Source organism: Streptomyces akebiae (genome assembly GCF_019599145.1).
Classification (GTDB): domain Bacteria; phylum Actinomycetota; class Actinomycetes; order Streptomycetales; family Streptomycetaceae; genus Streptomyces; species Streptomyces akebiae.
Map to the genome: position 1 here is coordinate 9,657,997 of NZ_CP080647.1, position 18,312 is coordinate 9,676,308.

Annotated in this window: 19 protein-coding genes and 1 riboswitch; of the genes, 9 read left to right on the forward strand and 10 right to left on the reverse strand. The window is 71.7% G+C overall.

Features of this window, described 5'->3' with window-relative positions:
• Position 1: 1 nt before the first annotated feature.
• Positions 2 to 1,318: a DUF418 domain-containing protein gene (locus K1J60_RS41825; protein ID WP_220650777.1), complete on the forward strand. Its 1,317-nt coding sequence runs from the start codon at positions 2 to 4 to the stop codon at positions 1,316 to 1,318.
• 177 nt (positions 1,319 to 1,495) lie between these two features.
• A complete protein-coding gene (locus K1J60_RS41830; protein WP_220650778.1) occupies positions 1,496 to 2,812 on the forward strand; it encodes a phytase in 1,317 nt (438 codons plus the stop codon).
• Between the two features lie 5 nt (positions 2,813 to 2,817).
• Here the strand turns inward: K1J60_RS41830 and K1J60_RS41835 are convergent, their stop codons facing one another.
• The 4 genes from K1J60_RS41835 to K1J60_RS41850 all read right to left on the reverse strand — a co-directional run bounded on the left by K1J60_RS41835 (position 2,818) and on the right by K1J60_RS41850 (position 7,363).
• Positions 2,818 to 3,522: a FadR/GntR family transcriptional regulator gene (locus tag K1J60_RS41835; RefSeq protein ID WP_033526310.1), complete on the reverse strand. Its 705-nt coding sequence runs from the start codon at positions 3,520 to 3,522 to the stop codon at positions 2,818 to 2,820.
• A gap of 22 nt (positions 3,523 to 3,544) precedes the next feature.
• Positions 3,545 to 4,585: an ABC transporter permease gene (locus K1J60_RS41840; protein WP_220650779.1), complete on the reverse strand. Its 1,041-nt coding sequence runs from the start codon at positions 4,583 to 4,585 to the stop codon at positions 3,545 to 3,547.
• 2 nt (positions 4,586 to 4,587) lie between these two features.
• Positions 4,588 to 6,213, reverse strand: a complete 1,626-nt coding sequence (locus K1J60_RS41845) for a sugar ABC transporter ATP-binding protein (RefSeq protein WP_220650780.1) — start codon at positions 6,211 to 6,213, stop codon at positions 4,588 to 4,590.
• Between the two features lie 100 nt (positions 6,214 to 6,313).
• A complete protein-coding gene (locus tag K1J60_RS41850; RefSeq protein WP_220650781.1) occupies positions 6,314 to 7,363 on the reverse strand; it encodes a sugar ABC transporter substrate-binding protein in 1,050 nt (349 codons plus the stop codon).
• Positions 7,364 to 7,781: 418 nt separating this feature from the next.
• On the opposite strand from K1J60_RS41850, the gene K1J60_RS41855 reads away from it, so the two are divergent.
• The 6 genes from K1J60_RS41855 (at position 7,782) to K1J60_RS41880 (ending at position 12,999) form a co-directional block, all read left to right on the forward strand.
• Positions 7,782 to 8,633, forward strand: coding sequence for a fumarylacetoacetate hydrolase family protein (locus K1J60_RS41855; protein ID WP_220650782.1), 852 nt, complete (start codon positions 7,782 to 7,784; stop codon positions 8,631 to 8,633).
• A gap of 23 nt (positions 8,634 to 8,656) precedes the next feature.
• On the forward strand, positions 8,657 to 9,994 hold the full coding sequence (locus K1J60_RS41860) for an L-fuconate dehydratase (protein ID WP_220650783.1): 1,338 nt from the start codon (positions 8,657 to 8,659) through the stop codon (positions 9,992 to 9,994).
• Positions 9,991 to 10,755: an SDR family NAD(P)-dependent oxidoreductase gene (locus tag K1J60_RS41865; protein WP_220650784.1), complete on the forward strand. Its 765-nt coding sequence runs from the start codon at positions 9,991 to 9,993 to the stop codon at positions 10,753 to 10,755. The genes K1J60_RS41860 and K1J60_RS41865 overlap by 4 nt, the downstream gene beginning before the upstream one ends.
• Positions 10,752 to 11,750, forward strand: coding sequence for an aldo/keto reductase (locus tag K1J60_RS41870; protein WP_220650785.1), 999 nt, complete (start codon positions 10,752 to 10,754; stop codon positions 11,748 to 11,750). The genes K1J60_RS41865 and K1J60_RS41870 overlap by 4 nt, the downstream gene beginning before the upstream one ends.
• Positions 11,747 to 12,058: an L-rhamnose mutarotase gene (locus K1J60_RS41875; protein WP_220650786.1), complete on the forward strand. Its 312-nt coding sequence runs from the start codon at positions 11,747 to 11,749 to the stop codon at positions 12,056 to 12,058. The genes K1J60_RS41870 and K1J60_RS41875 overlap by 4 nt, the downstream gene beginning before the upstream one ends.
• A gap of 152 nt (positions 12,059 to 12,210) precedes the next feature.
• Positions 12,211 to 12,999, forward strand: coding sequence for an amidohydrolase family protein (locus K1J60_RS41880; RefSeq protein ID WP_259408370.1), 789 nt, complete (start codon positions 12,211 to 12,213; stop codon positions 12,997 to 12,999).
• On the opposite strand, the gene K1J60_RS41885 is transcribed toward K1J60_RS41880, so the two are convergent.
• From K1J60_RS41885 to K1J60_RS41900, 4 genes are read right to left on the reverse strand one after another with little or no spacing between them, the layout of a single operon-like run.
• Complete coding sequence (locus K1J60_RS41885) at positions 12,981 to 13,862, reverse strand: energy-coupling factor ABC transporter ATP-binding protein (protein WP_220650788.1); 882 nt, start codon at positions 13,860 to 13,862, stop codon at positions 12,981 to 12,983. The two genes, K1J60_RS41880 and K1J60_RS41885, sit on opposite strands and share 19 nt — an antisense overlap.
• Complete coding sequence (gene cbiQ / locus K1J60_RS41890) at positions 13,859 to 14,608, reverse strand: cobalt ECF transporter T component CbiQ (protein ID WP_220650789.1); 750 nt, start codon at positions 14,606 to 14,608, stop codon at positions 13,859 to 13,861. Before cbiQ ends, K1J60_RS41885 begins: the two co-directional genes overlap by 4 nt.
• A 5-nt stretch (positions 14,609 to 14,613) precedes the next feature.
• The gene (locus K1J60_RS41895; protein WP_220650790.1) at positions 14,614 to 15,150 is read right to left on the reverse strand and encodes an energy-coupling factor ABC transporter substrate-binding protein; all 537 of its coding nucleotides are present in this window, start codon (positions 15,148 to 15,150) and stop codon (positions 14,614 to 14,616) included.
• Positions 15,147 to 15,866 carry an energy-coupling factor ABC transporter permease gene (locus tag K1J60_RS41900; RefSeq protein ID WP_220650791.1) on the reverse strand — a complete coding sequence of 240 codons (720 nt, stop codon included), beginning with the start codon at positions 15,864 to 15,866 and terminating at the stop codon, positions 15,147 to 15,149. Before K1J60_RS41900 ends, K1J60_RS41895 begins: the two co-directional genes overlap by 4 nt.
• 30 nt (positions 15,867 to 15,896) lie before the next feature.
• Positions 15,897 to 16,079: riboswitch (cobalamin riboswitch) on the reverse strand.
• 265 nt (positions 16,080 to 16,344) lie between these two features.
• Here K1J60_RS41900 and K1J60_RS41905 point away from each other — a divergent pair.
• Positions 16,345 to 17,469 carry a Nickel transporter NicT gene (locus K1J60_RS41905; protein ID WP_220650792.1) on the forward strand — a complete coding sequence of 375 codons (1,125 nt, stop codon included), beginning with the start codon at positions 16,345 to 16,347 and terminating at the stop codon, positions 17,467 to 17,469.
• A gap of 57 nt (positions 17,470 to 17,526) precedes the next feature.
• On the opposite strand, the gene K1J60_RS41910 is transcribed toward K1J60_RS41905, so the two are convergent.
• Both K1J60_RS41910 and K1J60_RS41915 read right to left on the reverse strand, forming a co-directional pair.
• Complete coding sequence (locus K1J60_RS41910; RefSeq protein ID WP_220650793.1) at positions 17,527 to 17,838, reverse strand: NIPSNAP family protein; 312 nt, start codon at positions 17,836 to 17,838, stop codon at positions 17,527 to 17,529.
• Between the two features lie 47 nt (positions 17,839 to 17,885).
• Positions 17,886 to 18,311, reverse strand: coding sequence for a helix-turn-helix domain-containing protein (locus K1J60_RS41915; RefSeq protein ID WP_220650794.1), 426 nt, complete (start codon positions 18,309 to 18,311; stop codon positions 17,886 to 17,888).
• Between the last annotated feature and the right edge of the window lies 1 nt (position 18,312).

Below are 18,312 nucleotides of genomic sequence, written 5' to 3' on the forward strand. Positions count from 1 at the left end.
CATGACTCCAGACACGTCGTCGGACCTGTCGTCCAAGCCGGTCGCCGCACCCTTTCCCGCCTCCGCCTCCGCCTCCGCCTCCGCCTCCGCCTCTGCCTCTGCCTCTGCCTCTGCCCCTGTCCCCGCCTCGCCCCCCACAGCCGTCGGAGTCTCCGCGAGGCCGTCCACCGGGCGGCTGGTCGGCATCGATCTGGCCCGTGGACTCGCGGTCTTCGGTATGTATGCCGCGCACGTCGGCCCGGACCCGGCCGACGGCGGGCCGCTGGGCTTCGTGATGGAACTGGCACGGGGCCGCTCCTCCGCGCTGTTCGCGCTGCTCGCCGGTTTCACCCTCGTCCTGATCACCGGGCGCCCGCACCCGCGCACCGGGCGCGCCGGACGCCAGGCGGTCGTCCGGATGGTCATCCGTTCCCTCGTCCTGATCGTCCTCGGGTTCGCCCTGACCTCCCTCGACACCGACGTCGACGTGATCCTCGCCTTCTACGGGCTGACCTTCCTGGCCGTCCTCCCCCTCCACCGCCTGCGTGCCCGGACGCTCGCGCTCCTCGCCGCCGTGGGCGCGCTCGTCATGCCCCAACTCCTCCACGTGACACGGCTGTCGATCGAGGAGGGCGACTGGGCGGACGCGATCGTCGCCGCCGATCCGCTGGCCCGGATCAGCGACACCGACGGCTTCATGGAGCTGCTGTTCACGGGCGAGTACCCGGTGCTCACCTGGATGTCGTTCATGCTGGCCGGGATGGCGGTGGCCCGACTCGACCTCACCAGGAACACCGTCCGCGCCCGACTGGCGTGCACGGGCGGCGCGTCGGCCCTGCTCGGCTACGGCGGTTCCTGGCTGGCACTGCGACTCGTCCCCCACGCGCGGGCCACCGTCGCCGCCGCCACGGACGGCGACTCGGCCGCGTCCGCCTGGTGGTCCGACACCGTCGGCTACCTCGTCGACGACACCCCGGCGGCCTGGCTCCTGGTGGGCGCGCCGCACAGCCAGACGACCTTCTCCATCCTCGGCAACACCGGTGTCGCGCTGCTCGTCCTGGTGCTGTGTGTGACGGTCATGGACCGACTGCCGCGCTGCGCGCGCCTCGCCACGCCCGTGTGCGCCGTCGGAATGACGGCCCTGACGGCGTACGTCCTGCACATCCTCGCCGTCCGGGAGTTCGGCATGGAGGAGGAGACCGGCCCGGCCCTCTTCGACCTCCTCGCGTACACGTCGCTCGCCCTGCTGCTCGCCACCGCCTGGACCCGCCGATTCCGCCGCGGACCGCTGGAGCAGCTGCTCCACGTCAGTACGCTCCCGGCCCGCCACGTGAAGTGACACGGATCGGGCGACGCCCGGGCGAACTTCGGCCAAACCGCGGCCGTACCACCACGTCGGCATGGACAGCTCACGTCCGTCTGCGCGCAAGCTTCTCTCCGCACCATCGACATGGCCCCGCCCACGACATGACCGCGCCCATCGACGGCAGTCACGACGGTAAGGAAGCGAACGCCTGTGAGAACGCCCCGCACTGCTCGAAGAGTCGCCCTGCTCGCCTCGGGAACCGCGCTGACCACGTTCCTCGCGGCCGCCCCCGCGGGAGCGGGCACGGCCGCCCTTCCGACGGTGACCGCGACGAGCGAGTCGGCCGCGCTGTACGACGACGAGGCCGGCGCCGACTCCGACGCCGACGACCCGGCGATCTGGCGGAACCCCGCAGACCCGGACCGCAGCCTCGTCGTCGCCACCGCGAAGGAGGGCGGCCTGCGCGTCTACGACCTGGACGCCCGCCTCGTGCAGTCCCTGGCCGCGCCGAAGCCGCCGACGCAGGACGACGCCCCGGGCCGCTACAACAACGTCGACCTCGTCACCGGCCTGCGGACCTCCGCGGGCCGGGCCGATGTGGCCGTGGTCAGCGACCGGGGCAACGACCGGCTGCGGATCTACCGCATCGACCCCGACCGCCCGAACGGCCCGCTGACCGACGTCACCGACCCGGCCGCCGCCCCCGTGTTCTCCGCCGACCAGGCCGAGATCAACGACCAGCGCACCGCCTACGGCCTCGCCACCTGGACGGACAGGGCCACCGGCCGGTCCTACGCCCTGGTCAGCCGGCGCGAACGCACCCGTCTCGCGCTGCTCGAACTCCTCCCGGCGGCGAACGGCACGGTCGGCTACCGCGCGATCCGCACCCTCGACCTGCCCGCCTCCTTCCGGCTGCCCGACGGCACCCGATGGAGCCCCTGCGGCGAACCCGGTGAACTCCCGCAGGTCGAGGGGATGGTCGTCGATCCCGCCACCGGCACCCTCTACGCCGGACAGGAGGACGTCGGCATCTGGCGCCTGCGCGCCGACCTCACCGGAAAGCCCGTCCTGGTCGACAGGACCAGGGAGTACGGCGTCCCCGGCACCTACGACGAGGAGACCGAGGAGTGCGTGCCCGGTGCCGACCCCGGCTACGGCGGGAAGCGGCTGTCGGCCGACGTCGAGGGACTGACGCTCTATCAGGAACGGGACGGCGACGGCTACTTGCTCGCCTCCAGCCAGGGCGACAACACCTTCGCCCTGTACGACCGTGAGGTGAGCGAGGGCAACGAGTACGAGGGCGGATTCCGCGTCGGGCCCGCGTCGGACACCCTCGACGGAGTGGAGGAGTGCGACGGCGCGGCCGTCCTCAACGCCCCGCTGGGCAGCCGCTACCCGCGCGGCCTGCTCGTCGTCCAGGACGGCCACGAGACCCCGGAGGTCCCGGACGGCGAGGGGGGCACGCGCACGGGCACCGGCTTCAAGTTCGTCGACCTCGGCGAGCTGGCGGACGCCACCGACCTGTAGGGCGCTCAGCCCTCGGCCGCGCCGAGGGGATCCTCCTCGACGAGCCCGTTCGCCATCCACTGCTCCACGGCGGCGACATGGACCGTCGCCGCCGACACCGCCAGGGCGGCGTCGTGGGCCCGCAGGGCGCGGAGGATCTCCTCGTGCTCGCGGTGGGCGTGCTCCACGGCCCGCTCGGTGCGGGTGCCCCGGACGATCCGGGCCCGCTGGGTGCGGGTGGAGAGCACCCGCAGCAGCATCGACAGCACCGGGTTGCCCACCGCCTGCACGATCCGCAGGTGGAACGCGATGTCGTGGCCGACGAACTCCTCGACCGTCGCGGCCGCCCGCGACCGTTCCAGGATCACGCCCAGCTCGTCGAGGTCCTCGGCGGTGAGCAGGGCTGCGGCCGCACCGGTCGCCTGGGGTTCCAGCAGCCGCCGTACCTGGAGCAGTTGCAGCGCCGTCTGCCCCTGGGAGACGTCCGAGGCGAACGAGAGCGACTCCAGCAGCAGATGCGGCTCCAGGCTCGACACGTAGGTGCCGTCGCCCTGCCGGGTGACCAGGATCCGCATCGCGGTCAGCGCCCGTACCGCCTCCCGCAGCGAACTGCGGGACAGGCCGAGCTGGGCGGCGAGGATCTCCTCCTTGGGAAGGCGGGAGCCCGGCGCCAGCTCGCCGGCCACGATCATCGCCTTGATCTTGTCCATCGCCTCGTCCGTGAGTGCCACGAGGTGCCTCCCTGTAGCGGGGCTACTCCTGCTTCTCGCCCGAGGCGAAGCGGGAGATGATCAGTGCGACGATGATGATCGCGCCGTTGAGGAACTGGTTCCACAGCGGCGGCACCCCCGCCAACGTCATCACGTTCACGACGAGTTGCAGCGTCAGCACACCGGTGAGCGCGCCGAACACCGAGCCCTTGCCGCCGTTGAGGCTCACTCCGCCGATGACGGTCGCCGCGAAGACCTGGAAGATCCAGCCGCTGCCCTGGGTGGCGGAGATCGAGCCGTAGTGGCCGCTGTAGAGGATGCCGGCGAACGCGGCCAGCACACTGCCGAGGATCAGCACCGCCCACACGATCCGGTCCACCCGGATGCCGGCGGTACGGGCCGCCTCGGCGTTGCCGCCGATCGCGTACAGCGCCCGTCCGTGCCGCAGCCAGGCCAGCGCGCTGCCCCCGAGGGCGAAGAGGACCACGCAGATCCAGATGGCGGCCGGTACCCCCAGCCACGACGCCTTGCCGAGGTAGGTGAAGGAGGACGGCAGCTCCACGATGGACTGCCCCTCCGAGAGGGCGACCTGGAGGCCGCGCAGCATGGTCAGCATGCCGAGGGTGACGATGAACCCGTTGAGGCGCAGCTTCAGGATCAGGAAGCCGTTGACGGCGCCGATCACGACGCCCACCAGCAGACAGAGCGGTACGGCCGTCCACTCGGGCAGCAGCCCGAGCCCGGTGAACCGGGCACCGCTGGTCGGCAGCACCAGCCAGACCGCGATGACGGGCGCCACGCCGATCGTGGACTCCAGGGACAGGTCCATCCGGCCGCAGATCAGGATCAGCGCGGTGGCCAGCACCAGCAGGCTCAGCTCGGTGGACTGCTGGGCCACACCGATGAGGTTGTCGGCGGTCAGGAAGGCCGGCGAGACGATGAACCCGATCAGGCCGAGCACGAGGATGGCCGGGACCAGGGACAGCTCACGGAAGCGACCGAGGCCGAGCCCGCGGCGGGTGTCTCCGGTGGTCTCCCGCGCCACGCTCGTGGCGGGCTCGGTGACATCAGTGGTGGCGGACATGACTACCTTCCGTGCTCTTCGGTGGTGTCAGACGTGGGATCGGCGGAGGCGTGGGCGCCGGAGTTCTCGGCGCGGTCGGCCACGCCCTCCATGGCGGCGACCACGTGCTCGTCCTTCCAGCCGCGGTCGAACTCGGCGACCGCCCGCCCGTGGAACATCACCACGAGCCGGTCGCACACCTTCAGGTCGTCCAGCTCGTCGGAGACGATCAGCGCGGCCTTCCCGCCGTCGGCGATCTGCCGGATCCGGCGCAGCAGGAACTCCTTGGACCTGACGTCCACCCCGTTGGTGGGGCGGATGGCCACCAGCACCTGGGGATCGGTGGCCAGGGCGCGGGCGACGACGACCTTCTGCTGGTTGCCGCCGGAGAGCTCCGACACGGGTGTGGAACCGCCCGGGGTCTTGATGTCGAGGTCGCGGATCATGCGCCGGGCGAAGCTTCTGGTCCGGGCGGGCAACACGGTGCCGTACGGGCCGAGCTGGTCGGTGACGGTGAGCGTCGCGTTCTCGGCCACGCTGCGGTTGTTCACCAGGCCCTGGAGGTGGCGGTCCTCCGGGACGAGCCCGACACCGACGGCGAGCGCCGACGGTACGCTGCCGCCGCGCACCCGCCGGCCACCGACCGAGATCGTGCCCTGCTCGGGGCGGTGCAGCCCGGCGACGGTCTCACCCACCCGCACATTGCCGCTGGCCGCCGCACCGGCGAGGCCGACGACCTCACCCGCCCGCACCGTGAGCGACAGGTCCTCGCAGGCGCCGGGCAGGGTGAGGTGCTCGACCGTGAGGAGTTCCGGGGCGTCGGACCGTACCGGGGGCCGGTTCTCGACGGTTTCCGCCGCCGTGACCGTGCTCTCCCCGGTCATGGCCTCCACCAGCGCCCGGTGGCCGAGTTCGGCAACGGGCGCGGTGAGGATGTGGGCGGCGTCGCGGTAGACCGTGACGGTGGTGCAGAGGTCGTACACCTCTTGCAGGTGGTGCGAGATGAAGAGGAAGGCGACGCCCTGTCGCTGGAGGTCGCGGAGCTTGTCGAAGAGGCGGTTGATGCCGCGGGCGTCGAGCTTCGCGGTCGGCTCGTCGAGGATGATGAAGCGCGCGCCGAACGACAGGGCGCGGGCGATCTCGACGAACTGCCGCTGCTCGACGGTGAGGTCCCGTGCTCGCGCGTCGGCCTTCACGTCCACGCCGTATCCGGCGAGCAACTCCTCAGCGCGGGCGCGCAGTTGCTTCCAGCGGATGGGCCGCAGCGGGCCGTCGCTCTGCCGGTTCAGGAAGAGGTTCTCGGCGACGGTCAGATCCTGGATGATCGTGGACTTCTGGTAGACGCAGGCGACCTTGGAGCGCCAGGCGTCGATGTCGCCGACGGCGGGCGCCGCCTCGCCGGAGAAGCGCAGGGTGCCGGTGTCGGCGGGGCGCAGCCCGGTGAGGATGGACACCAGCGTGGACTTGCCGGCGCCGTTGCGTCCGACCAGTGCGTGCGACTCGCCCGGCGTGATGGTGATCCGGGCGTCGCGCAGCGCGACGGTGGCGCCGAACCTCTTGCTGATGCCGGTGGCCTCGGCCACCGGGGCGTCGTTCCCGGCGGCGGGGTGCCCGCCGCCGGTCGCCGCGGCGGTCGTGGTGTCCGCCATGGTGGATACCGTCCTTCGTGGGGTGGGTGCGAGGGGGGGCGGGCCAGGGACCGGCGGAGGGACGGGCCGCGTCCCTCCGCCGTCGTCGGCCGGTACGCGGCTAGCCGACGTTGTTTCCCCACAGGGCCTTGTCGTCCACGTTGTCCTTGGTCACCAGCGGTGCCGGGAGCTGGTCCTCCAGGCCGCCCGGGATCTCGATGATCGTGGAGTCGTGATCGGTCGTGCCGGGCTCGAACGTCTTGCCCTCGGCCGCCGCCTCGGCGTAGTACAGCGCGTACTTGGCGTAGAGGTCGGCGGGCTGGGAGACCGTGGCGTCGATCTGGCCCTTGCGGATCGCCTCGAACTCCTGCGGGATGCCGTCGTTGGAGATGATCGAGATGTGGCCCTTCTGACCGGCCGGCTTCAGCAGGCCCTTCTGCTCCAGCAGGGCCAGGGTCGGCTGGAGGAAGACGCCGCCGGCCTGCATGTAGATGCCGTTCAGGTCGGGGTGCTGGGCGAGCAGGCTCTGCAGCTTGGCGGAGGCCACGTCGCCCTTCCAGTCGGTGGGCAGCTCGAAGACCTCGATCTTCGGGAACTTCGTCTTCATGCACTCCGCGAACGCCTCGGAGCGGTCCCGCCCGTTGATGGAGTCCAGCGCGCCCTGCAACTCGGCGACCTTGCCCTTGCCGCCCAGCTGCTCGCCGAGGAACTCGCACGCCTTGGTGCCGTAGGCCCGGTTGTCGGCGCGGACGACCATGTAGACGTCGCCCTTGTCGGGGCGGGTGTCGACGCTGACCACCGGGATCTTCTTCGACGCGAGGGTGTCGAGGGTGGAGGCGATGGCCCCGGTGTCCTGCGGGGCCATGACGACGGCCTTGGCGCCCGTGTTCTGGAACACCTGCACGTTGGCGACCAGCTTGGTGATGTCGTTCTGCGAGTTGCTGAGCGGCAGCACGTTGATGTCCTCGGACTTGATGTCCTTCTTCAGGTACTCGGCGTAGGAGTTCCAGAAGTCCGAGTCGGAGCGCGGCAGGTCGATTCCGATGGCGGGCTTGTCGCCGCCCGAGCCGGCGGACCCGGACGAGCTGTCGCGGTTGCACGCGGTGAGGAGGGTGAGGGCCGCGAGGGCGCAGGCCGCTGCGGCGGTGGAGCGGGTGCGAGCGAGCTTCATGGCCGGGTTCTCCTTAGCCAGGACAGGGAGGCCGCCCTCCGGGCCACGCGTGCGTGGACCGACGGAGGGGAGGCATAGAGGGTCAACCGGTGAACGAGCAGCGGAGTTTGAAGGGCCACTACCTCGCTGTGGGCGGTGGAGCGATTCCTCCGATGTATCTCGGACGTCGAGGACGTTACGGCGGCATTGCCCGGACTGACAAGAGGTTGTCCACGAGGAATTCGACCGTGTGTGCGTGCGGCGCCCCGGTGCTCCGGTCGAGACAAAGTCGTACATGCCGGATCTATGAGCTGCGAAAAGCCTGGTGTCAGGCAAATACATCCGAGGAATACGTTGTCAGGGCGCCGAACTGCCCCTAAAGTCGCGGTGCGTCATTCCTCCGATGAATGATCGAACCCATGGCAAGGGAGCTGCCCCAGTGAAACTGCTACGCGTCGGCGCCCCGGGAGAGGAGCGGCCCGCCGTCCGCGGTGACGACGGCCGGCTGCTGGACCTGTCCTCCGTGGCCCTGGACATCGACGGCGCCTTCCTCGCCTCCGGCGGAGTCGACCGGGCCCGCGCGGCAGTCGAGGCGGGCACACTGCCCGAGCTGGACCCCGAGGGCCTGCGCGTCGGCGCCCCCGTCGCCCGCCCCGGCAAGGTCATCTGCGTCGGGCTGAACTACCGCGACCACGCCGCCGAGACCGGCGCCGCGATCCCGCCCCGCCCCGTGGTCTTCATGAAGGACCCGGGCACGGTCGTCGGCCCGTACGACGAGGTGCTGATCCCGCGCGGCTCGGTCAGGACCGACTGGGAGGTCGAGCTGGGGGTCGTCATCGGACGGCCGGCCCGCTATCTGGAGGGCCCCGGGGAGGCCGCCGGGGTGATCGCCGGGTACGTGGTCAGCCATGACGTCTCCGAGCGCGAGTTCCAGCTGGAGTACTCCTCGCAGTGGGACCTCGGCAAGTCCTGCGAGACCTTCAACCCCATGGGGCCCTGGCTGGTCACCGCCGACGAGGTCGGTGATCCGCAGGACCTTGGGCTGCGCCTGAGCGTCAACGGCGTCAAGCGCCAGCAAGGGCACACCCGCGACATGATCTTCCCGGTCCACGAGATCGTGGCGTACCTCAGCCGGTACATGGTCCTTCAGCCCGGCGACGTGATCAACACCGGTACGCCCGCGGGCGTCGCCCTCGGCCTGCCCGGCACCCCCTATCTCCGCCCCGGTGACACCGTCGAGCTGGAGATCGACGGGCTCGGGAGCCAGCGCCAGACCTTCGGCCAAGCGTGAAAGGCACCCCCTTGAGCACCCCCGTGACTGCAACCCCCGCCCGGATCACCGCGGTCGACACCTACGACGTCCGGTTCCCCACCTCGCGGGAGCTGGACGGGTCGGACGCCATGAACCCGGACCCCGACTACTCCGCCGCCTACGTCGTGCTGCGCACCGACGCCGGAGACGGCCTCGAAGGCCACGGCTTCACCTTCACCATCGGCCGCGGCAACGACGTCCAGGTCGCCGCGATCGGCGCCCTGCGGCCCCACCTCCTCGGCCGCTCGGTCGACGAGCTGTGCGCCGACCCCGGCTCGGTCAATCGCGACCTGATCGGCGACAGCCAGCTGCGCTGGCTCGGCCCCGAGAAGGGCGTGATGCACATGGCCATCGGCGCCGTCGTCAACGCCGTATGGGACCTGGCCGCCAAGCGCGCAGGCCGGCCCCTGTGGCGGCTGCTCGCGCACGCCGACCCCGAGTGGCTGGTCTCCCAGGTCGACTTCCGCTACATCGCCGACGCCCTCACCCCCGAGGACGCCCTCCGGCTGCTGCGCGAGGGCCGCACCGGGATCGCGGAGCGCGAGGCCACGCTGCTTCGGCGCGGCTACCCCGGCTACACCACCTCACCGGGCTGGCTCGGCTACTCCGACGAGAAGCTCACCCGGCTGGCCAAGCAGGCCGTCGCCGACGGCTTCACCCAGATCAAACTGAAGGTCGGCGCCGACCTCGCCGACGACGTCCGCCGGATGCGTACCGCCCGCGCCGCCGTCGGCGACGGCATCCGCATCGCCATCGACGCCAACCAGCGCTGGAACATCGACGAGGCGATCGAGTGGACCCGGGCCCTCGCCGACTTCGACCCGTACTGGATCGAGGAACCCACCAGCCCCGACGACATCCTCGGCCACGCCGCCGTCCGCCGGGGCGTCGCCCCGGTGAAGGTCGCCACCGGTGAACACGTCCAGAACCGCATCGTCTTCAAGCAACTCCTCCAGGCCGGCGCCCTCGACGTCCTCCAGATCGACGCCGCCCGCGTGGGCGGCGTCAACGAGAACCTGGCGATCCTGCTGCTCGCCGCGAAGTTCGGGGTCCCGGTCTGCCCGCACGCCGGCGGCGTGGGCCTGTGCGAACTGGTCCAGCACCTGTCGATGTTCGACTACCTGGCCCTCTCCGGCACCACCGACGACCGGGTCATCGAGTACGTCGACCACCTCCACGGGCACTTCACCGACCCCGTGGTGATGCGCGACGGTCACTACGTCGCCCCCCTGACCCCCGGCTTCTCCGCGACCATGCACCCCGGGTCGCTCGCCGAATACCGTTACCCGGACGGCGCGTTCTGGGCCGCCGACCTCGCTGGACGGGAGGAAGTCGCATGACCGACACAGGTGAGCTGACGGGACTCCGCGCGCTCGTCACCGGTGGCGCGTCCGGGATCGGGCTGGCCACGGCCCGGCTGCTGGCCGGGCGGGGCGCCTCCGTCGCCGTCCTCGACCTGGACCCCTCCGGCGCTTCGGCCCCGCTGCTCGGCCTCAAGGCCGACGTCTGCGACGACGCCTCCGTACGGGAGGGCGTCGCGGAGGCCGCCCGGCGGCTCGGCGGCCTGGACATCCTCGTCAACAACGCCGGCATCGGCGCGCAGGGCACCGTCGAGGACAACCCCGACCACCAGTGGCAGCGGGTCCTCGACGTCAACGTCCTCGGCATGGTCCGCACCAGCCGCGCCGCCCTGCCGCATCTGCGGAACTCGTCTCACGCGGCGATCGTCAACACCTGCTCCATCGCCGCCACCGCCGGCCTGCCGCAGCGGGCCCTGTACTCCGCCAGCAAGGGCGCGGTCCTCTCCCTGACCCTGGCCATGGCCGCCGACCACGTCCGTGAGGGCATCCGGGTCAACTGCGTCAACCCCGGCACCGCCGACACCCCCTGGGTCGGCCGGCTCCTCGACGCCGCCGACGACCCCGAGGCCGAGCGCGCCGCCCTCAACGCCCGCCAGCCCATGGGCCGGCTGGTGAGCGCCGACGAGGTCGCCGCCGCCATCGTCTACCTGGCGAGCCCCGCCGCGGCCTCCGTCACCGGCACCGCCCTCGCCGTGGACGGCGGTATGCAGGGTCTGCGGCTCCGCCCGGCGGGCTCATGAGGACCAGGACCCTCGGCCGCACCGAGGTCCGCGTCACCGAGCTGGCCTACGGTGCCGCTGGCATCGGCAACCTCTTCCGCCCGGTGCCCGACGAGGTGGCGGCCGCCGCGATCGACGCCGCCTGGGACGCCGGGATCCGCACCTTCGACACCGCCCCCCACTACGGGCTCGGCCTGTCCGAACGACGCCTCGGCGCCGCGCTCCGGGACCGGCCCCGGGAGTCGTACACGATCTCCACCAAGGTCGGCCGACTGCTGGTGGAGAACGAGACCACCGGGGGCGACGACCTGGGAGACGGCTTCGCGGTCCCGGCGACCCACCGCCGCGTCTTCGACTTCACCGCCGACGGCGTCCTGCGCTCCCTGGAGGCCAGCCTGGCGCGGCTCGGTCTGGACCGGGTGGACGTGGTCCTCCTCCACGACCCCGACGACCACGTCGAGCAGGCCCTGAGGGAGGCCTACCCGGCGCTGGAGCGGCTGCGTGACGAGGGCGTCGTGGGCGCCATCGGGGTCGGCATGAACCAGTGCGCCGCACCCACCCGCTTCCTGCGTGAGACCGACATCGACGTGGTGCTGCTGGCCGGCCGCTACACCCTCCTCGAACAGGAGGGCCTGGCGGAACTGCTGCCCGAGGCCACCGCCCGGGGACGCAGCGTACTGATCGGCGGCGCCTTCAACTCCGGCCTGCTGATCGACCCGAAGCCGGGCGCCACCTACGACTACGCCCCCGTGCCGGTGCCCGTGCTCGACCGCGCCCTGCGGCTGAGGGCCGTCACCGAACGCCACGGTGTACCGCTGCGCGGCGCGGCCCTGGCGTTCCCCTTCGCCCACCCGGCGGTCGCGGCCGTACTGACGGGCGCCCGCTCCGCCGAGGAGGTGCGTGACACGGTCGACCTGCTCAGCCGTCCGATCCCTGCCGCACTCTGGGACGAGCTGCGCGCCGAGGGGCTGCTGAGCCCGGACATCCCCGTCCCGCAGCCGAAGGAGACGTCGTGAGGGTCGCCCTGCACACCAAGGTCCGCGCCGACCGCGTCGAGGAGTACGAGGCGGCCCACCGCGAGGTCCCCGGGGAACTGACCACCGCCATCCGCGCCGCCGGGGTGAGCCAGTGGACGATCTGGCGCAGCGGCACCGACCTCTTCCACCTGCTGGAGGTCGAGGACTACCCGGCGATGATCGCCGCACTGGAGAAACTGCCGGTCAACATCGCCTGGCAGGCCCGCATGGCCGAACTCCTCGACGTCGTCCACGACTACTCGGCCGAGGGTTCCGACGCCGGACTGCCCGTGGTGTGGGAACTGTGACCGGCACGGACGACACAGGCGGCAGGACCGGCCCGCACGACACGACCGGCACGGACGACACAGGCGGCCCGGATGACACAGACGACACGGACGCCTGGACGGTCGACGCCCACCACCACGTCTGGGACCTCTCCGTACGGGACCAGGACTGGATCACCGGGCCCGAACTGGCCCCGCTGCGTCGCGACTTCACCCTCCGCGAGCTGGAGTCCGCCGCGAGCGTCGCCGATGTCACCGCCACGGTCCTGGTGCAGACGATCACCGTGCCCGAGGAGACCCCCGAGTTCCTGGCCCTCGCCGCCCGCAGCGACGTGGTGGCCGGGGTCGTCGGCTGGACCGACCTCACCTCTCCCGCCGTCGCCGACGCCCTGGCCGAACTGCGCGACGGCCCCGGCGGGGAGCACCTGGTGGGCATCCGTCACCAGGTACAGGGCGAACCCGACCCCCGCTGGCTGACCCGCCCCGACGTGCTGCGGGGCCTCGCCGCGGTCGCCGACGCGGGACTCGTCTACGACCTCCTGGTCACACCCCACCAGCTCCCGGCCGCCGTGGAGGCGGCGGCCCGCCTCCCCGGACTCACCTTCGTGCTCGACCACCTGGGGAAGCCGCCCATCGCCTCCGGCGAACTGGAGCCCTGGGCGGGGGAGATCCGACGGCTGGCGGCCCTGCCGAACACCGTGTGCAAGCTCTCCGGCCTGGTCACGGAGGCCGACTGGCACTCCTGGCGGGTCGCGGACCTCGTCCCGTACGCCCACACCGTGCTGGACGCCTTCGGCCCCGGGCGGCTGATGTACGGCTCCGACTGGCCGGTCTGCCGACTGGCCTCCGACTATGTCGAAGTCCTGCACGTCGCCGACGCGTTGATGTCCGGACTCGGTGAGGCCGAACACCGGCAGGTCTTCGCGGGCACCGCCGTCCGCGTCTACGGCCTGCGGATCTGAGGCTGCGGCAGGAACGACCCCGGCCCGGTGTCCGACCCCGCCAGGGCCGCCAACTCGTCCGGTGTGCGTGGGCCGGCTTCCTCCTCCGCCAACAGCCCCCGCTCGCGCAGGAGTCGGGCGACCGCGACACCCCAGGGGAGCCGAAGCCCCGCCTGCTGGAGGAGATCCGTGCGGGCGAGCATCTCGGCCACCGGGCCCGTGCGCGCGCCGGACGGGGTGAGCAGCGCCGCGTCGTCGGCCCAGCGCAGCGCGAGGTCGACGTCATGGGTGGCCATCACGACGGTGGTGCCGGACCGGCGCAGCTCGTCCAGGGTGGCCAGGAGCCTCTCCTGCCCGTCGGGGTCGAGCCCGGCGGTCGGCTCGTCCAGGATCAGGACCCGGGGCCGCATCGCGACCGCCCCGGCGATGGCGGTCCGCTTGCGCTGGCCGTAGGAGAGCAGATGGGTCGGCCGGTCGGCGAGGGCGGCGATACCGAGCGCGCCGAGCGCCTCGTCCACCCGGTCCCTCACCTGCGCGTCGGGCAGCCCGAGGTTCAGCGGCCCGAACGACACGTCCTGCGCGACGGACGCCGCGAAGAGCTGGTCGTCCGGGTCCTGGACGACCAGCTGGACCGTCGTCCGCAGCCGGGTGAGGCCCTTGCGGTCGTACGTCACCGGCCGCCCCTCGACCGTCAACTCGCCCGTACGGGGCCGAAGTCCGCCGCTGAGCAGCCGCATCAGCGTGGTCTTGCCGCTGCCGTTGCGGCCCAGCAGGGCGAGCGCGCGCCCCTCGCGCACCTCGAAGTCGAGGTCGCTGAGCACGGCCGGTCCGTCCTCGTACGCGAACGACGCGCCCCGCAGGGCGACGAGCACGGGCTCGCTCATGTCAGCGGCCTTTCCAGAACGAAGGTGAGGGCGACCAGGGCCGCGAGGAGCGCGACACTGGCCGTGGTGAAGCGCACGGAGACCCGGGCCTCGGGCACCAGGACGCGCAGGGTGCCGTCGTACCCGCGTCCGGCGAGCCCGGTCTGCAGCCGCGCCGCCCGGTCGAAGGCCCGTACGAACGCGGTGGCGCCGAGCCCGGCGAGGGAACGCCAGGTGGCGGCCCGGGTGGTGTGCCCCAGCCGGGCCGCCTGCGCCTCCCGGATCCGGCGCACGGAGTCCAGGAGCAGGAAGCTCATCCGGTAGGTCACGAGGGCCACGTCCACGACCGGCGCCGGCACCCCGGCCCGCACGAGCCGGGGCAGCAGGTCCGACATGGGAGTGGTGAAGGCGAACAGGAGGACGCCGAGGGAGGCGGCCGAGGTGCGCAGCAACAGCTCCCCGGCATGCACCGGCCCGCCGACGGCCGGGGTGACGAACCCGTCCGGCCCGCCCACCTGAACGAGCAGCGGCAGCGCGCCGGTCACGCAGAAGCCCAACGGCACCCGGTAGGCCCGCCACAGCCGACGGCCGGGCACGCCCGCGGGGCCCAGCAGCACCACGAGCGCGGTCAGCAGGACCAGAGCCGCGCCGGGCCAGGGCGGCAGGGAGATCGCCAGCACGGTGAGGCCGAGACCGAGCACGGCCTTGTCCACGGGATGGCGGCGGCGCCAGCGACTGCTGTGCGCCGCCGCGTCGATCGGCAGCACCCGGGTCAGCCCCGCCCGGCGGAGGACTCCCCGGAGCCACCGGACGAGCCTTCGTCGCCGGATGCGCCGGATGCGCCGGATGCGCCGGATGCGCCGGATGCGCCCTTCGAGGCCGCCGCGGCGGCCGGGGCACTCGCCGCCGCCGTGGCCGCCGCCCTCGCCGTGGACGCCGCGACCGCCACGTCCACCGGCTTGGCCGGAGCCGTGTCGGCCTCCCCGGCCGCGTCGAGCAGTGCCCGGGCCCGGGCCTCGCCCTGGCGTCGACCCCGGTGGATGCCGAAGTAGTAGGCGAGGACCCCCGCGCCGAGGGCGGCCTGGAGGGAGAAGAGTGCCGACTCGATCTCACCGGACGGCGGTTCGTAGAGAGGGGAGAACCACGGCTCGTAGTCCGGCTCTATCTCCGTGATCGCCGTCTCCGCCTCGCCGTCGGCGCCCGTGAAGGGCTCCTCCTTGTGGTCGCCGAGGCCGAGGGCCAGCGGCAGGACGGCGAGTGCGGCCACGGCGAGCAGCAGCAGTGCGTTGATCTTCGTGTTCCGCTTCATCGGGCCACCGCCTTGTTCCCGGTCTCCGTCCCGGCCCCGGCGCGGCTCTGCCCGCCGGTCAGGAGCACGCCGAGCCGGGTCAGTTCGCCCTTGCTCGACTGCACCAGCAGACGCATCACCAACACCGTGAGCAGACCTTCGCTGACCGCGAGCGGGATCTGGGTGACGGCGAAGATGGAGCCGAACTTGCCGAGCGCGCCCAGGAAGCCGCTGCTCGGGTCGGGGAAGGCGAGCGCCAACTGCACGCTGGTGACGCAGTAGGTGACCAGGTCGGCGAAGAACGCGCCGAAGAACACCGTCACCATCAGCGGCACGCCGAAGCGTCGTAGCAGCCGGTAGACACCGTAACCCGCCCAGGGGCCGACGATCGCCATCGAGAAGACGTTGGCGCCGAGCGTGGTCAGACCGCCGTGGGCGAGCAACAGTGCCTGGAAGAGCAGGGTGATGGTGCCGAGCACCGCCATGATCGGCGGCCGGAACAGGATGGCACCGAGGCCGGTGCCGGTGGGGTGGGAGCAACTCCCGGTGACCGACGGGAGCTTCAGCGCGGACAGAACGAAGGTGAAGGCCCCCGAGGCGCCGAGCAGCAGCGTGCTCTCGGGATGCTCCCTGACCTCACGGGTGAGTGCCCTGACTCCGTGGACGACGAACGGCGCGGACGCGACGCCCCAGGCGATCGCGTGCGCCGGAGGAAGGAAACCCTCGGCTATGTGCATGGCTCAGCAGACCCTCTCCAGCACCTCGTGGATGGTTGACGCGCCTTGGCCGGTCTCCTGGCTTACGGGTGACACCGCCCGTGCTCCGCCTTCCCGGGTCCGAAGACCCAGTGGCTGTCCGTGAGGACCGGAGCCGGACTTCCCGATCACAGTGGCGAGGGCCGCACCGGCATCACACCGGATTTCCCGTTCACCAAGGCGTGGTGACAGTAGTGCCCAGATAAGGACGCTGACAAGCGGAGGCGAGGGGCGCGCAGGCGCCGTGCGACAGCTCACACCCCGGCGCACGCCCGGCGCCACGTCGAGAGAACGGACCTGACCGAAAGCAGACGGGAGCTTTACTGCGACGATATTGCAGCTGCCAACATGGCGCACAAGGCTGAGGAGGCTCGACCGCACGACCGCGGCACGAGGACCTCGACCGCACGGACGCGGCGACGCGACGCGAGGCACGCAGAGAAGAAGAGGCGCACGCCCCATGGCTCCTGGTACCGACACCGCCCCCTCGGCCACCGCCGGGACGGGCGGTCTCTCATGGCGGCGGATCCGCGCCACGACGACGCGCGGGGAGTGGGCCGGCCTGGGCGGGATGGCCGGTTTCATCCTGGCGCTGCACCTCGTCGGCTGGTTCACCCTCGTGGTGATCGTCGCCCCCGAGCACTACAGCGTCGGCAGCAGGACCTTCGGCATCGGTATGGGTGTCACCGCCTACACCCTGGGCATGCGGCACGCCTTCGACGCCGACCACATCGCCGCCATCGACAACACCACCCGCAAACTGATGGGGGAGGGGCGACGCCCGCTGTCGGTCGGCTTCTGGTTCTCCCTCGGCCACTCGTCGATCGTGCTCGTCCTCACCTTCCTGCTCACCCTCGGCGTCAAGACGCTCGCCGGACCCGTCCGCGACGACGGCTCCGCGCTGCACGAGGTGACCGGCTGGATCGGCACCACCGTCTCGGGGACGTTCCTGTACGCCATCGCCCTCGTCAACCTGGTGGCCCTGGTGGGGATCTGGAAGGTGTTCCGCGAGATGCGCTCGGGCACCTTCGACGAGGCCGCGCTGGAGGAACGGCTGAACAGCCGGGGCCTGATGAACCGCCTGCTCGGGCGGTTGATGAGGTCCCTCACCAGGCCCTGGCAGATGTATCCCGTCGGCCTGCTCTTCGGCCTCGGCTTCGACACGGCGACGGAGGTCGCGCTGCTGGTCCTGGCCGGTTCGGGCGCCGCCTCCGGGCTGCCCTGGTACGCGATCCTGTGCCTGCCCGTCCTGTTCGCCGCCGGAATGTCGCTCCTCGACACCGTCGACGGCACGTTCATGAACTTCGCCTACGGCTGGGCGTTCTCCCAGCCGGTCCGCAAGGTCTACTACAACCTCACCGTCACGGGTCTGTCCGTGGCCGTCGCCCTCGTCATCGGCACGGTCGAACTCCTCGGCCTCGTCGCCGAGAAGGCCCACCTGCACGGCCTCTTCTGGGACCGGGTCTCCGGCCTCGACCTCAACACCGTCGGCTATGTGGTCGTCGGCCTCTTCTTCGTCACCTGGGCGGTCGCCCTGCTGGTCTGGCGGTTCGCGCGGATCGAGGAGAAGTGGACAGCGGGGTGAACACCCACGAACACCCACCACCCACCCGCACCACGGCACACGGGCGCCCCACCGGCCTCAGGACAAGCCGTCGAGCGGCCGGAGGAAGCGGCGTTCGTACCGCTTGATGCAGCGGGTGTCGCGGGCCAGCGCGAACGCGTCCTGGCACTCCGGATCGGACATGCTGTCCGTGCGGTACCGCTCGTACGCGGCGAGACTGGGAAAGGAGAACAGGGCGTAGGCGATGTCGCTGTCGCTCTCGCTCGGCAGGAAGTAGCCGTGGTGCGTCCCGCCGAAACGGTTGACGAGCCGAACCCAGCGCCGCCCGTACTCTTCGAAGTCCTCAAGTTTGTCGGCGTCGATCTCGTACTTCAGATGAATGGTGATCACGGCTCCATGGTCCCCCGGGGCGCGGGCGACGGCCATGCCGGTCGGCGTCATGGGGTGGGGGAGGTGGTCAAGGCGTCGACGAGCCGGGCGAACTCGGTGCGTTGCCGGGCGGTCGGTGCGGTGTAGAGCGGCGCCTGCAACTCGCCGGGGAGCTGCTCGGCGCGCCGCCGTCGGGGGATCAGGGCCGCGGCGACGGGTTGCGGTTCTCGCCAGCCGTGGTGGGCCGCCTGCTCGACGCCGAGGTTGACGACCATGGCCGCCTGGGCGGTCAGTCCGTACACGCGCACCGCCGCCAGATGGCAGGCACCCCGGTGTTCTCGCTGTACGTGGACGCGCTGCATGGCCGCCCCGACGGGATCGTCTGCGGGGCAGGGCTGCGCGCGCCAGCCGGCGAACAGGGGCAGGGAGGCGGCGTCGGCGGCGTCGACCAGCCGCTGCGCCAAGTGGTCGTCCTCCGCCGAGCCTTCGGACACA